Annotated in this window: 12 protein-coding genes and 1 pseudogene; 6 read left to right on the top strand and 7 right to left on the bottom strand. The window is 71.5% G+C overall.

Annotation, left to right across the window (positions count from 1 at the left end):
• Positions 1 to 62 precede the first annotated feature (62 nt).
• The 4 genes from CFP65_RS26125 (at position 63) to CFP65_RS26110 (ending at position 4,134) form a co-directional block, all read left to right on the top strand.
• A complete protein-coding gene (locus tag CFP65_RS26125) occupies positions 63 to 536 on the top strand; it encodes an Lrp/AsnC family transcriptional regulator (protein ID WP_104818485.1) in 474 nt (157 codons plus the stop codon).
• Positions 533 to 1,927, top strand: coding sequence for an aspartate aminotransferase family protein (locus CFP65_RS26120; RefSeq protein WP_104818484.1), 1,395 nt, complete (start codon positions 533 to 535; stop codon positions 1,925 to 1,927). The genes CFP65_RS26125 and CFP65_RS26120 overlap by 4 nt, the downstream gene beginning before the upstream one ends.
• Before the next feature lie 227 nt (positions 1,928 to 2,154).
• Entirely contained in the window at positions 2,155 to 2,883 is a 729-nt protein-coding gene (locus tag CFP65_RS26115; protein ID WP_104818483.1) for an ABC transporter ATP-binding protein, read from the top strand.
• A gap of 102 nt (positions 2,884 to 2,985) precedes the next feature.
• Positions 2,986 to 4,134 carry a hypothetical protein gene (locus CFP65_RS26110; protein ID WP_104818482.1) on the top strand — a complete coding sequence of 383 codons (1,149 nt, stop codon included), beginning with the start codon at positions 2,986 to 2,988 and terminating at the stop codon, positions 4,132 to 4,134.
• Between the two features lie 112 nt (positions 4,135 to 4,246).
• Here the strand turns inward: CFP65_RS26110 and rlmN are convergent, their stop codons facing one another.
• The 6 genes from rlmN to rpsB all read right to left on the bottom strand — a co-directional run bounded on the left by rlmN (position 4,247) and on the right by rpsB (position 10,095).
• Positions 4,247 to 5,347, bottom strand: a complete 1,101-nt coding sequence (rlmN, locus tag CFP65_RS26105) for a 23S rRNA (adenine(2503)-C(2))-methyltransferase RlmN (protein ID WP_104818481.1) — start codon at positions 5,345 to 5,347, stop codon at positions 4,247 to 4,249.
• Positions 5,348 to 5,420: 73 nt separating this feature from the next.
• Complete coding sequence (locus CFP65_RS26100) at positions 5,421 to 6,353, bottom strand: phosphatidate cytidylyltransferase (protein ID WP_104818480.1); 933 nt, start codon at positions 6,351 to 6,353, stop codon at positions 5,421 to 5,423.
• Positions 6,354 to 6,507: 154 nt separating this feature from the next.
• The gene (gene frr, locus CFP65_RS26095) at positions 6,508 to 7,029 is read right to left on the bottom strand and encodes a ribosome recycling factor (RefSeq protein ID WP_104821128.1); all 522 of its coding nucleotides are present in this window, start codon (positions 7,027 to 7,029) and stop codon (positions 6,508 to 6,510) included.
• A 186-nt stretch (positions 7,030 to 7,215) separates the two neighbouring features.
• On the bottom strand, positions 7,216 to 7,971 hold the full coding sequence (gene pyrH / locus CFP65_RS26090; RefSeq protein WP_104818479.1) for a UMP kinase: 756 nt from the start codon (positions 7,969 to 7,971) through the stop codon (positions 7,216 to 7,218).
• A gap of 287 nt (positions 7,972 to 8,258) precedes the next feature.
• Positions 8,259 to 9,098 (bottom strand): translation elongation factor Ts, encoded by an 840-nt coding sequence (gene tsf, locus CFP65_RS26085; RefSeq protein WP_104818478.1) that lies wholly within the window; start codon positions 9,096 to 9,098, stop codon positions 8,259 to 8,261.
• 127 nt (positions 9,099 to 9,225) lie between these two features.
• Positions 9,226 to 10,095 (bottom strand): 30S ribosomal protein S2, encoded by an 870-nt coding sequence (gene rpsB, locus CFP65_RS26080; RefSeq protein WP_104818477.1) that lies wholly within the window; start codon positions 10,093 to 10,095, stop codon positions 9,226 to 9,228.
• Between the two features lie 581 nt (positions 10,096 to 10,676).
• Between rpsB and CFP65_RS42590 the strand changes: the two genes are divergently transcribed.
• Complete coding sequence (locus CFP65_RS42590; RefSeq protein WP_371682464.1) at positions 10,677 to 11,804, top strand: M23 family metallopeptidase; 1,128 nt, start codon at positions 10,677 to 10,679, stop codon at positions 11,802 to 11,804.
• Here CFP65_RS42590 and whiG read toward each other — a convergent pair.
• Positions 11,743 to 12,519: pseudogene (gene whiG, locus CFP65_RS26065) on the bottom strand (RNA polymerase sigma factor WhiG); the annotation flags it as partial. The gene CFP65_RS42590 and the pseudogene whiG sit on opposite strands and share 62 nt — an antisense overlap.
• A gap of 3 nt (positions 12,520 to 12,522) precedes the next feature.
• Here whiG and CFP65_RS41210 point away from each other — a divergent pair.
• On the top strand, positions 12,523 to 12,972 hold the full coding sequence (locus CFP65_RS41210; RefSeq protein ID WP_254553290.1) for a hypothetical protein: 450 nt from the start codon (positions 12,523 to 12,525) through the stop codon (positions 12,970 to 12,972).
• The last annotated feature ends 268 nt before the right edge of the window (positions 12,973 to 13,240 follow it).

The raw sequence follows: 13,240 nt of genomic DNA, 5'->3' as shown, positions 1-13,240 counted from the left end.
CGACGACGAAATCAGCAGCGGGGCAGCTTGCAACGGCGCGGCCGATCGGGCACAGTGACGTCGTGGCCAACCGAGACCGGAACGCCAGCGTTCCCCTTGATGCCGCCTCCAAGGCGATCATCGAGCAGCTCCAGGAAGACGGGCGTCGCCCGTACGCCGCCATCGGCAAGGCCGTCGGCCTCTCCGAGGCGGCCGTGCGGCAGCGGGTCCAGAAGCTGCTCGACCAAGGCGTGATGCAGATCGTCGCGGTCACCGACCCCCTCACCGTCGGGTTCACCCGACAGGCGATGGTCGGCATTCGCGTCGAGGGCGACGTCGAGCTCGTCGCCGACGCACTGGCCGCCTTCGACGAGGTCGACTACGTCGTCTGCACCGCCGGCTCGTTCGACCTGCTGGCCGAACTCGTCTGCGAGGACGACGAGCACCTGCTCGAAATGATCAACAAGCGCATCCGCGCCCTTCCCGGCGTGCGGAGCACCGAGAGCTTCGTTTACCTGAAGCTCCGGAAACAGACCTACACCTGGGGCACCCGATGACAGCCGACCCGGCGCAGAAGGACCTTTCCAAGACCGCCTACGACCACCTGTGGATGCACTTCACCCGCATGTCGTCGTACGAGAACTCCCCCGTGCCGACCATCGTGCGCGGCGAGGGCACCTACGTCTGGGACGACAAGGGCAAGAAGTACCTGGACGGGCTCGCGGGCCTGTTCGTCGTCCAGGCCGGGCACGGCCGCGAGGAGCTGGCCGAGGCCGCCGCCAAGCAGGCCAAGGAGCTCGCCTTCTTCCCGGTGTGGAGCTACGCCCACCCGAAGGCCGTCGAGCTGGCCGAGCGCCTGGCGAACTACGCCCCGGGCGACCTCAACAAGGTCTTCTTCTCCACCGGTGGCGGCGAGGCCGTCGAGACCGCCTGGAAGCTGGCCAAGCAGTACTTCAAGCTGACCGGCAAGCCGACCAAGTACAAGGTCATCTCGCGCGCCGTCGCCTACCACGGCACCCCCCAGGGCGCCCTCTCCATCACCGGCCTGCCGGGCCTGAAGGCCCCGTTCGAGCCGCTGGTGCCGGGCACCCACAAGGCGCCGAACACCAACATCTACCGCGCCCCGGCGTACCTCGCGGGCCCCGACGGCACCGTCGACCCCGAGGCCTACGGCCGCTGGTGCGCCGACGAGATCGAGCAGGCGATCCTGTTCGAGGGCGCCGACACCGTCGCCGCCGTCTTCGTCGAGCCGGTGCAGAACGCCGGTGGCTGCTTCCCGCCGCCGCCCGGGTACTTCCAGCGCCTGCGCGAGATCTGCGACCGCCACGACGTGCTGCTCGTCTCGGACGAGGTCATCTGCGCCTTCGGCCGCCTGGGCACCATGTTCGGCGCCGACAAGTTCGGCTACGTGCCGGACATGATCACCTGCGCCAAGGGCATGACCTCGGGCTACTCCCCGATCGGCGCCACGATCATCTCGGACCGCATCGCCGAGCCGTTCTACAAGGGCGACAACACCTTCCTGCACGGCTACACCTTCGGCGGCCACCCGGTCTCCTCCGCGGTGGCGCTGGCCAACCTCGACATCTTCGAGCGCGAGGGCCTCAACCAGCACGTGCTCGACAACGAGTCGAAGTTCCTCGGCACGCTGGACAAGCTGCGCGACCTGCCGATCGTCGGCGACGTCCGCGGCAACGGGTACTTCTACGGCATCGAGCTCGTCAAGGACAAGGTCACCAAGGAGTCCTTCAACGACGACGAGATCGAGCGCGTGCTCTACGGCTTCCTCTCCAAGGAGCTGTACAACAACGGCCTGTACTGCCGCGCCGACGACCGTGGCGACCCGGTCATCCAGCTGGCCCCGCCGCTGATCTCCGACCAGTCGACCTTCGACGAGATCGAGCAGATCCTGCGGGTCACGCTGACCGACGCCTGGGCCAAGATCTGATCACCCGACCGTGAAGGTCTGATCACCCGATCTTTCCGTCCCACCCTCCGCCGAAGGGCGGCCCCACTCTGCCGGGGCCGCCCTTCGGTGCAGTTATTTCACGACCAACACGCCGGATTCCGGGTGAATTGCCCCCGATTGGATCAGTGTGCCGCAACCGCGGCGTGACTCGGTCGTTCTAATCTGACGACTGTCATATCCCTGCGCAGCCACCAGGATGGATCTTCATGGCCGCGGCCCCGCCTGACAACGACGTGCTGTGGGCACGGGGGATCGTCAAGTCACACGACGGCACCCCGGCCCTGCGTGGCGTCTCGATCGGTGTCCGGGACGGCGAGGTGCTCGCCATCACCGGCCCGCGCGGCTCCGGGAAGAGCACCCTGCTCGGCTGCCTCTCCGCGCTGCTCCCGGTGGACGAGGGCGAGGTCTGGTTCAACAGCGCCCCCGTGCACACCCTCGGCCGGGCCGGGCGCGAGCGCCTGCGGCGCGACCGCTTCGGCTTCGTCGGCTCCGAGCCGCACCTGGTGCCGGAGCTGACCGCCCGGGAGAACGTCGCGCTGCCCCTGCTGCTCGCCGGGGCCGGCCACAAGGCCGCCTACGCCGCCGCCGCGGAGTGGCTGGAGCGGCTCGACGTGGCCGACTGCGCCGGCCGCCGCCCCGCCGAGCTGGTCCAGAGCCAGCGCCAGCGGATCGCCGTCGCCCGCGCCCTCGCCCCGCTCCCCCCGGTCGTCTTCGCCGACGACCCCACCGCCCCGCTCCACCGCGAGGCCCAGGACCAGGTGCTGCGGATACTGGCCAGCGCCGCCCGCTCCCACCAGCTCACCCTGGTCCTCGCCACCCACAACCCCGAGCTCGCCCGCTATGCCGACCGCACGGTCGCCCTGGTCGACGGCCGCCTCGCCGCCCCCGCCACCCCGGTCACCCGCGGCGCCACCGCCGTCACCGCAGCCCGATGACGCCGGCCCACCCGGCCGCCCCTGGCCCAGCGGCCTCCGCCGTGGTGCCGCGCCCCGGCCGCGCTGCCGTCCTCCTCCCCTCCCCGCGCTGAAAGGCGTCACGTGCTCTACCTCCGTCTGGCCCGGGGTTACCGCTTCGCCGATCTCGGGCGGTGGCTGCTCACCGCGACGGCCGCCGCACTGGTCGCCGCGCTGCTGCTGCGGGCGCTCGGGCGGGCGCTGACCGATCCGGCGGCCGGGGCGCTGGTGCGGCTGCTCTGGTGCCTGCCGCCGCTGGTCGCGGTGGCCTGGTTCGCCGCCGTCGCCGCGCGGGCCGTACCGGCCGGGCGGCCGGACCGGATCACCGGGCTGACCGCCGCCGGGGCCGGGCCGAGCCGGATCCGGGCGCTGATCGCCGGGGAGACCGCCCTGGCCTGCTGCTTCGGCAGCGCCGTCACCCTGCTGCTCTTCCTGGTGCTGCGCAACGACGTGGCCGGTCCCTCCCTCGCCCCCGAGCTCGGGATGGGCGCCCACCTGCCCGCCGCGGCCCCCGTCACCCTGCTCGCCCTGGTGCCCCTGGTCGCCGGCCTCTCCGCCGCACTGGCCGTCCCGGCCCTGGAGGCCCTGCCGGGCCGCCCGGCCCCGGCGGCCACCCCCCGGTTCGGCGCGCTGCGCCTGGCCCTGCCGGCCGGCCTGCTGCTGACCGGCCTCGCGCTGGAGCTGTACGGCCTGCGGCCCGGCGCCGACCAGGACGGCCGGCCGGTCAAGCTGCCCGCCGGGCTCGGCTCCACCAGCCCGGCCGCCCTGATCGGCTGGGCGCTGGCCGCCCTCGGGCTGTTCCTGCTCACCGCCCCGGCCCTGGCCTGGGCGGGCAGGCTGCTCTCGCTCGGCCGCCCGGCCCCGATCCGGCTGCTGGCCGGCCGCGGGCTGACCGCCGAGGCCCGGCGCCTCGGCACCCCGCTGGCCGTCCTCGCGCTGGCGCTCGCGGCGGTGCTCACCACCTTCCGCTACTGGTTCGACCGGCCCGGCACCGCCGCGCCGCTGCCCGCCGTCGAGTGCCTGCTGGTGCTCTGCTGCGTGGTCGGCGCCGTCCTGGTCCGGGCCGCCGAGATCCGCAGCTCCCGCCGCCCGGTGATCGCCGCCCTCACCCAGCTCGGCGCGGCCCCCCGGCTGCTCTTCGGCGCGGCCCTGCTCCGCGCCGCCACCGCCGGCACCGTCCTGCTGCTCACCGGCGGCCTCACCGCCGCCCTCGCGGCGGGCGCCCTGCGCTAGGCCGCGTCCGCTGGAGGCACGAGCGGGGCGTGCTGAAGGCGCGAGCGGGGCGTGCTGGAAGCACGAATGGGGCGTGCGGCCGAAGCCGGACGCCCCACTTTCGTTCCGTCGATCAGCCCGCTGCGGCCAGCTGCCCGCAGGCGCCGTCGATCTCCTGGCCGCGGGTGTCCCGGACGGTGGTCGGCACGCCGTGCGCCTGGAGGCGGCGGACGAACTCGCGCTCGTCCTCCGGGCGGGAGGCCGTCCACTTGGAGCCCGGGGTCGGGTTCAGCGGGATCAGGTTGACGTGGACGCGGTGGTTCTTGAGCAGGCGCCCCAGCAGGTCGGCCCGCCAGGCCTGGTCATTGATGTCCTTGATCAGCGCGTACTCGATCGAGATCCGCCGGTTGGACTTCTCCGCGTAGTACCAGGCGGCCTCCAGCACCTCGGCGACCTTCCACCGGGTGTTGACCGGCACCAGCTCGTCGCGCAGCTCGTCGTCGGGGGCGTGCAGCGAGAGCGCGAGCCGCACGCTCATCTCCTCGTCGGCGAGCCGGTGCATGGCCGGGACGAGGCCCACCGTGGAGACGGTGATGCCGCGCTGGGACATCCCGAAGCCGTCCGGGGCCGGATCGGTCAGCCGGCGGATCGCGGCCAGCACCCGGTTGTAGTTGGCCAGCGGCTCGCCCATGCCCATGAAGACCACGTTCGAGAGCCGGGCCTCACCGCCGGGGATCTCCCCGGCCTTGAGCGCCCGCATGCCCGCGCCGATCTGCTCGACGATCTCGGCGGTGGACAGGTTGCGGGTGAGCCCGGCCTGGCCGGTGGCGCAGAACGGGCAGTTCATGCCGCAGCCGGCCTGCGAGCTGATGCACATCGTCACCCGGTCGGGGTAGCGCATCAGCACGGACTCGACCAGGGTGCCGTCGAAGAGCTTCCAGAGCGTCTTGCGGGTGGTGTCGTCGTCGCAGGAGACGTGCCGGACCACCGACATCAGCGAGGGCAGCAGCGCCTCGGTCAACTTCTCCCGGCTGGCGGCGGGGATGTCCGTCCAGCTCGCCGGGTCGTTCGACATCCGGCCGAAGTAGTGGTTCGAGAGCTGCTTGGCGCGGAACGGCTGCTCGCCCAGCTCGGCGACGGCCTCCTTGCGCTCGGCGGGGCTCATGTCGGCGAGGTGTCGCGGGGGCTTGGCGCCGCGCGGCGCGACAAAGGTGAGTTCTCCGGGCTTAGGCATGGTTGTTCCAGTGTCGCAGATGTCGAAGAAGGCCCCGGACGGCGTCCGTCCGGGGCCCACGGTGTGAGGTGGCTCAGCTGCCGACGAAGGCGGCCAGCAGCAGCCAGACCACGGGGGCGGTCGGCAGCAGGGAGTCCAGGCGGTCCATGATGCCGCCGTGGCCGGGCAGCAGGGTGCCCATGTCCTTGATGCCGAGGTCGCGCTTGATCATCGACTCGGCGAGGTCGCCCAGGGTGGCCGTGACGGCCGCGCAGCCGCCCAGGATCAGGCCCTGCCACCAGCGGCCGTCGTCGATGACGTACTGCATCATCAGCGCGCCGGCCAGCATCGAGAGCGCGATGCCGCCCGCCAGGCCCTCGCGGGTCTTGCCGGGGCTGATCGTCGGGGCCAGCTTGTTCTTGCCGAACTTGTAGCCCACCGCGTACGCGCCGGTGTCGCTGCACACCGTGACGATCAGGAAGAGCACGATCCGCCAGGGGCCGTCCTCGGCGCTGAGCATCAGCGCGACGAAGGTGGCCAGGAAGGGCACGTAGAAGGCGGTGAAGATGCCTGCCGTTATGTCGCGCAGGTAGTTCTCCGGCGGCTCGCTCATCCGCCAGACCATCACCGCCAGCCCGGTCAGGGCCAGCGCGGCGGCGGCCCACTGGGCACCGGCCCAGTAGCCGGCGGCCAGCATGGCCACGCTGCCGGCCATCAGCGGGATCAGCGGGGCGTTGATGCCCTTGCGCTCGGTGAGCCGGCTGGTGAGCTCCCAGACGCCGACCACCACGGCGGCGGCCACCACGACCAGGAAGAGCACCTTCACCACGAAGAGCGAGGCGATGATCACCGCCCCGAGGCCGACACCGACCCCTATCGCGGCCTGGAGGTTGCGGCCGCCGCGCTGCTTGCGGGGCTGCTGGTCGGGCTGGGCCACGGGTGTCTCCTGCCCTGGGGCGGACGGCGGTGCGGGTGGTGTCTGTCTTTGGCGTTGCGGTCTTTGGCGTTGCGGTACTGCTTCGCGCATGGACTGAGTCTGTGCCGCGCGGGGGCCCCGGTACACCGGCGGCCGCCGTGAGTGACCCGTTCGGGGCCCGCTGCGGCGGCAGTCAGGCGGTCCGGGGCACTCACAGCGGCAGCGGCCGGGGCGAGGGAGAGGGTACTACCGAGGTGCGGGTCGGTCAGACCTCGAGCAGCTCGGCTTCCTTGTGCTTGAGCAGCTCGTCGACGACCGCGACGTGCTTCGCGGTGAGGTCGTCGAGCTCCTTCTCGGCGCGGCGGGCCTCGTCCTCGCCGACCTCCTTGTCCTTCACCAGCTTGTCGAAGCCGTCCTTGGCCTTGCGGCGGATGGCGCGGATCGAGATCTTCGAGTCCTCGCCCTTGCCGCGGGCCTGCTTGATGTACTCGCGGCGGCGCTCCTCGGTGAGCACCGGCAGGCTCACCCGGATGATGTTGCCGTCGTTCGACGGGTTGACGCCGAGGTCGGAGTCGCGGATCGCCTGCTCGATGTTGCGCAGCGCGCTCTTGTCGAACGGGGTGACGATCGCCATCCGGGGCTCCGGCACGGAGAAGGAGGCGAGCTGGTTGATCGGGGTGATCGCGCCGTAGTACTCGGCGACGATCTTGGCGAACATCGCCGGGTGGGCACGACCGGTGCGGATCGCCGCGAAGTCGTCCTTCGCGACGGAGATGGCCTTCTCCATCTTCTCCTCGGCTTCGAGGAGGATCTCTTCGATCGCTTCGCTCACTGTCTGCTCCCTGTCCGGTTCATCTGCTGTAGTGCCGTTTCCGGTGCCCGGGACGGCGGGTGGTGCTGCGGCCGCCGCGTCCTGCCGCAGTCGCCGGTGACGGCTGCTGCGGCTGCGACTGCGACTGCCGGTGACGGCTGCTCAGGCCCGGGCGGAATCCTGGCTGATGAGTGTGCCGATCTTCTCACTCTTCACCGCACGCGCGATATTGCCCTCGGCGAGCAGCTCGAAGACGAGGATCGGCAGGCCGTTGTCCTTGCACAGCGTGATCGCCGTCAGGTCGGCCACCTTCAGGTCGCGCGCGATGACCTCGGTGTAGTCGAGCGCGTCGAACTTCACCGCGGCGGGGTTGGTGCGCGGGTCCGAGTCGTACACCCCGTCGACGCCGTTCTTGCCCATCAGCAGCACCTCGGCGTGGATCTCCAGGGCGCGCTGCACGGCGGTGGTGTCGGTGGAGAAGTACGGCATGCCCATACCGGCACCGAAGATGACCACGCGGCCCTTCTCCAGGTGGCGGACGGCCCGCAGCGGCAGGTACGGCTCGGCGACCTGGCCCATGGTGATGGCGGTCTGGACGCGGGTCTCGATGCCTTCCTTGATCAGGAAGTCCTGGAGCGCGAGGCAGTTCATCACGGTGCCCAGCATGCCCATGTAGTCGGAGCGGGCCCGGTCCATGCCGCGCACCTGCAGCTCGGCGCCGCGGAAGAAGTTGCCGCCGCCGATGACCACGGCGACCTCGGTGCCCTCGCGCACGACGGTGGCGATCTCCCGGGCGATCTTGTGCACGACGTCCGGGTCGACGCCAAGGCCGCCGCCACCGGCGAATGCCTCACCGGAAAGCTTGAGCAGAACGCGGCGGCGCGTCCCCTCCTGTGCGGTCTCCTGCGTCTCCTGCATGGACTTCTCCTTCTCCACCTACTGGTTCACGGGCCGGGCCGACCGGGGGTGCCGGGCCTCTGGCCTGCGCGTACACGCGAGGAGGCCACTGCCGCGGGAACCGGTAACGGTGTCCTGCACGGCAATGGCCTCCTCGTCGTTCATGGTGCCGACGTAGCCCGCCCTACGACCTCGGGTGCGCTGGGTGAGCCCGACGGCGCGTTCCGGGCCGCCCTCGCGGGCGGCCTGGCGCTTCCTACCTTAGGCGGGTTTTCCGCTGCCGGTGGGACGCGCGGTGGAACGTGTGATCAGGCACCGACGCGGAAGCGGGCGAAGCGCTTGAGGGCGACGCCGTTCTCCTCGAGGACCTTGGCGACGCTCTTCTTGTTGTCCTTCGCGAAGGCCTGCTCCAGGACGGAGTTCTCCTTGACGAAGCCGGTGATGCGACCCTCGATGATCTTCGGCAGGGCAGCCTCGGGCTTGCCCTCCTCACGAGCGGTGGCCTCGGCGACGCGGCGCTCGTTCTCGATGTCCTCGGCCGGGATCTCCTCGCGGGAGAGGTACTTCGGCGCGAAGGCGGCGATGTGCTGCGCGACGTCCTTGGCGACCTCGGCGTTCTCCTTGTCGAGCTCGACGAGGACACCGACGGTCGGCGGGAGGTCGGGGCTGCTCTTGTGCAGGTAGACCGCGACGTAGCCGTCACCCTCGAACTGGGCGAAGCGACGGAAGACGATCTTCTCGCCCAGGGTCGCGTTGGCCTCGTCGACGAACGCCTGGACGGTCTTGCCGGCCTCGATCTCGGAAGCCAGCGCGGCGTCCAGGTCGGCCGGGGAGGTGGCGGCGACGTGGGCGGCGAGCTTGTCGGCGACCTCGACGAACTTGTCACCCTTGGCGACGAAGTCGGTCTCGCAGTTGAGCTCGACCAGGACACCGGAGTTGTTGCCCTCGGCGATCAGGGCGGCAACGGCGCCGTTGGAGGCGTCGCGGCCCTCGCGCTTGGCAACACCCTTCAGGCCCTTGATGCGGAGCAGCTCGACGGCCTTCTCGACGTTGCCCTCGGCCTCGTCCAGAGCCTTCTTGCAGTCCATCATGCCGGCGCCGGTGAGCTCACGGAGCTTCTTGACGTCCGCGGCGGTGAAGTTCGCCATGGTGAATCTCTTCTCGCGTCTCGCGTGTCTGCGGGGAGTGGTGCGACGGAGCTGATGGTTCGGCCCCGGCACGGGAGAGAGGGGCACTTACCGGTCCTACCGGCGAGTGCCCCTCACCCTTGGTACGTCAGGCCTGCTCGGCCTCGGCGGCCGGAGCCTCGACCTCGGCGGCGGGGGCCTCGACAGCGGCCTCGGCGGCGGGAGCCTCGACCTCGGCGGCCTTCTGGCCCTCGAGGATGTCCTTCTCCCAGTCGGCCAGGGGCTGGTCGGCGCCCGGCTCGGCCTTGGCGTCGCCCTTGGCGACACCGGCGCGGGACTTGAGGCCCTCGGCGACGGCGTCGGCGATCACGCGGGTCAGCAGGGTGACGGAGCGGATCGCGTCGTCGTTGCCCGGGATCTTGTAGTCGACCTCGTCGGGGTCGCAGTTGGTGTCGAGGATCGCGACGACCGGGATGTTGAGCTTCCGGGCCTCGCCGACCGCGATGTGCTCCTTCTTGGTGTCCACGATCCAGACAGCGCTGGGAACGCGCTGCATGTCGCGGATACCACCGAGGGTCTTCTCCAGCTTGTCGTACTCGCGCTGGAGGACCAGGAGCTCCTTCTTGGTGAGGCCGGAACCGGCCACATCCGTGAAGTCGATCTCGCCGAGCTCCTTGAGGCGCTGCAGACGCTTGTAGACGGTCGAGAAGTTGGTCAGCATGCCGCCGAGCCAGCGCTGGTTCACGTAGGGCATGCCCACGCGGGTGGCCTGCTCGGCGATGGCCTCCTGGGCCTGCTTCTTGGTGCCGACGAAGAGGACGCTGCCGCCGTGGGCAACGGTCTCCTTGACGAACTCGAAGGCGCGGTCGATGTAGTTCAGCGACTGCAGGAGGTCGATGATGTAGATGCCGTTGCGCTCCGTGAAGATGAAGCGCTTCATCTTCGGGTTCCAACGACGGGTCTGGTGACCGAAGTGGACGCCGCTCTCCAGCAGCTCCCGCATCGTGACGACGGCCATGGCCGTGCTCCTCAGGTGTTACGCCTGGCTGTCACCGGTTGAACGGTGCCGCCAGGTCTGGCTCGGTTTGTCCGTGCCGGTCAGGACGACCGTCACGCCTGACGCCCCGATCGTGCCGAGCCTCCGACCCTTGGCGGTCTGGACCGCGGCGGGCTCGGGGGACCGAGCGGCACTCGCACCTGGCGGGGTCCCCAGGGCTCTTGCGGGCCCGGATCTCGCCGGTGGCGGGGCGTGCGAAGTCGACCCGGCGGACCGGGTCGCGTGTGAAGTGTACGGGAAGCGCCGAGCCCCGAGCGACTCCGCCTCCGCCGACCCCGACCCGACACCCCTCCCCGGCGCCTCTCCCGCACCCCGCACCCCGGTGCTCGCCCGCTCTCGGCCCCCTGCCCGGCACTCCCCCGGGCGCCTCACGCCACCGCTGCTCGACGTTCCCGCCCGACACCTCACGCCCCACCGCGGTGAACCCCCTCACACCGCCGTTTCACCCCTCCGGGCGACGCGACTTGTCCACACCCCCGACTTATCCACAGCTCTCGGCAACTCCCTGGCCGAGCGGCGGCCGGTGGAGCACGCTCCCTGCCATGACAGCAGCGACGACTCTCTCCCCTGCCACCGTCCCCTCGACCACGGCTCCTCCGACCACTCCCCGCCGCCGCTCCCGGGGCATGAGCGCCCTTCGGGGTGCGCTCGCCCCTCCAGGGGCGCTGGCCCTGCCGCCTGCACCGGATCGGCGCTGGAAGGTGCTCCTCCTGGTGTTGCTGATCGCCGTACTACTGGGTCTGCCGCAACCGTTCGCCCGGGCGGCCTGGCCCGCACCGGGAGTGGGGGCAGGGGTACGGGCGGGGGCGCGGGTGGGGGCGGGAACGGAGGCGGGGGCTGGGGCGCGGACGGGCGCGGAGGCGGGAGCACGGGCGCGGGCGGGGTCCGAAGCCGGAGCCGTGGCCCGAGGCCGCCCCGAAGCCGAACCTCCTCCTACTCCCGTCCCCGTCCTCGGTTCCAACGACGGGAGTACCCAGGCCCGCACGACTGCCGGCCCCGAAGTGCCGACCGGACCGCCCTCTCCCGCCCTCGCCGACGCCCTCACTCTTGCCGTTGCCCTCGGATCCAGGGCGGGCGGCGGCCGGGCCTGGCCGGTGGGCGGGCCCGCCGGGGTGCTGCGCAAGTTCGAAGCTCCTCCGGCCCGCTGGGCGGCCGGGCACCGCGGGGTCGACCTCGCGGCCGCGCCGGGCACACCGGTCCGAGCGGCCGCCCCGGGGGTGGTCTCCTTCTCGGCCGTGGTCGCCGGGCGGCCGGTCATCACCGTGACTCACCCCGACTCCGGCGACCCTCCCCTCCGGACCACCTACCTCCCGGTCACCGGGACACTCCCGCCCGGCACCCCGGTGGCAGCGGGCGACACCATCGGCACCCTGGCCGAGGATTCCGGCCACTGCCCGACGGCCTGCCTCCACTGGGGGCTGCTGCGCGGCCACCGCTACCTCGACCCGCTCGCCCTCCTGGGCTCAGGCCAGGCCCGGCTGCTCCCCCTCACCGACAGCAGTGCCGCCGCCGGCGGCACTGCCCTCTCCCAATCGGCGCCGAGCCCGGCCCTGCCGTGGGCTCGCTTCGGGCGGGCCGCCCCCACCCGACCCGCTCCCGGAGCTCCACTCAGCGGATGTCGGACAGCTTCGCCCGCAGCTGGAGGACGGACTTGGTGTGGATCTGGCTGACCCTGCTCTCGGTGACACCGAGCACCTGACCGATCTCCGCGAGCGTCAGGCCCTCGTAGTAATAGAGCGTCACCACCATCTTCTCCCGTTCGGGGAGCGTGTTGACCGCCGTGGCCAACAGCCGCCGCAGCTCCCGGTCCTCGGCGATCTCCACCGGGTTGTCGGCGGCGATGTCCTCCAGGGTGTCCATCAGGCTCAGCCGGTCACCACCCTCGCCGGCCGAGTGCAACAGCTCGTCGAGCGCCACCACGTTCGCGAGCGAGAGCTGACTGAAGATGGCGTGCAGATCCTCGATCGCGATGCCCATCTCGGCCGCGACCTCGGGCTCGTGCGGGGTGCGGCGCAGCCGCGCCTCCAGAGTGGCGTAGGTGCGCTCGACGGCCTTGGCCTTCTGCCGGACCGAGCGCGGGATCCAGTCGAGGGCGCGCAGCTCGTCGATGATCGCGCCACGGATGCGGCTGATCGCGTAGGTCTCGAACTTGATCGCCCGGTCGATGTCGAACTTCTCGATCGCGTCGATCAGCCCGAAGATCCCGGACGAGACGAAGTCCGCCTGCTCGACGTTGGCGGGCAGCCCGACCCCGACCCGGCCGGCGACGTACTTCACCAGCGGCGAGTAGTGCAGGATCAGCTGTTCCCGCAGCCGAGCATCCCCGCTCTCCTTGTACGAGCGCCACAGTGCGTCGAGAGCCGTCCGGTCGGTGACCGCCTGCGCCCCTTGCTCCGCCTCACCGGCGCTCGCGGCCCCCTCGGCCGAGGCTGCCCGGCTGCCGGTCGCCCGCCCCCGCGCCGGGCGACCACCTGTCGGGCGCTCAGCCTTGCCCCGCTCAGCCTTGCCCCGGTCAACCGCCGGCCGGCCCACCACTCGCCGGGCGCCCGGCCCGGGCGCGACCATCTCACTATCCGTCGCCGGCGCCCCGGCCCCACCGCCGCCGACCGCCGCAACACCGGCCAGCCCACCCCTGACCTGCGCCTCCTCGATCCGGGACCCCTCCTGCACCGCCACCTCAGGGCGCACCCGGTCAACCAACGCACCGCCAACCTGCGCAGCAGCCACCCGCACCCCACCCAACGGCGTGGACTCGACGCCGGCCCGCTTCCTACCGAGCTGCACGTCACCGAGCCGAACGTCACCGAGCTGTGCGTCGCCGAGCTGGCCGACACCTGACTGCTCGGCACCAGGGCCGACCGTCGTAGACCGACCAGCATCGGACTGCGTGGCACCGAGCCGCTCAACTGCAGGCAACCCGACCGTGGGCAGCCCGACCGTCGGCGACCCAGCCGTGGGCAACCCGACCGTCGGCGACCCAGCCGTGGGCAACCCGACCGTCGGCGACCCAGCCGTGGGCAACCCGGCATCGACATCCACCGGGTGCGCCGCCGGTGGGCAGCTACCCAACGGAGCTTCACCTGTTTCGGTGGCGGCACCGGCCGGG

The organism is Kitasatospora sp. MMS16-BH015 (assembly GCF_002943525.1).
In the GTDB taxonomy this organism is placed as follows: Bacteria; Actinomycetota; Actinomycetes; order Streptomycetales; family Streptomycetaceae; genus Kitasatospora.
The sequence above is the reverse complement of the archived record's forward strand: the minus strand, read 5'-3'. Positions and strand labels throughout refer to the sequence as shown.

Coding starts and splice junctions, on each gene's coding strand:
- pyrH (WP_104818479.1), bottom strand. CDS start 7,971: ATGCAGGAGACGCAGGAGACCGCACAGGAGGGGACGCGCCGCCGCGTT.
- tsf (WP_104818478.1), bottom strand. CDS start 9,098: ATGGCGAACTTCACCGCCGCGGACGTCAAGAAGCTCCGTGAGCTCACC.
- CFP65_RS42590 (WP_371682464.1), top strand. CDS start 10,677: ATGACAGCAGCGACGACTCTCTCCCCTGCCACCGTCCCCTCGACCACG.
- rpsB (WP_104818477.1), bottom strand. CDS start 10,095: ATGGCCGTCGTCACGATGCGGGAGCTGCTGGAGAGCGGCGTCCACTTC.
- CFP65_RS26115 (WP_104818483.1), top strand. CDS start 2,155: ATGGCCGCGGCCCCGCCTGACAACGACGTGCTGTGGGCACGGGGGATC.
- CFP65_RS26100 (WP_104818480.1), bottom strand. CDS start 6,353: ATGCGCGAAGCAGTACCGCAACGCCAAAGACCGCAACGCCAAAGACAG.
- CFP65_RS26120 (WP_104818484.1), top strand. CDS start 533: ATGACAGCCGACCCGGCGCAGAAGGACCTTTCCAAGACCGCCTACGAC.
- rlmN (WP_104818481.1), bottom strand. CDS start 5,347: ATGCCTAAGCCCGGAGAACTCACCTTTGTCGCGCCGCGCGGCGCCAAG.
- frr (WP_104821128.1), bottom strand. CDS start 7,029: ATGGAGAAGGCCATCTCCGTCGCGAAGGACGACTTCGCGGCGATCCGC.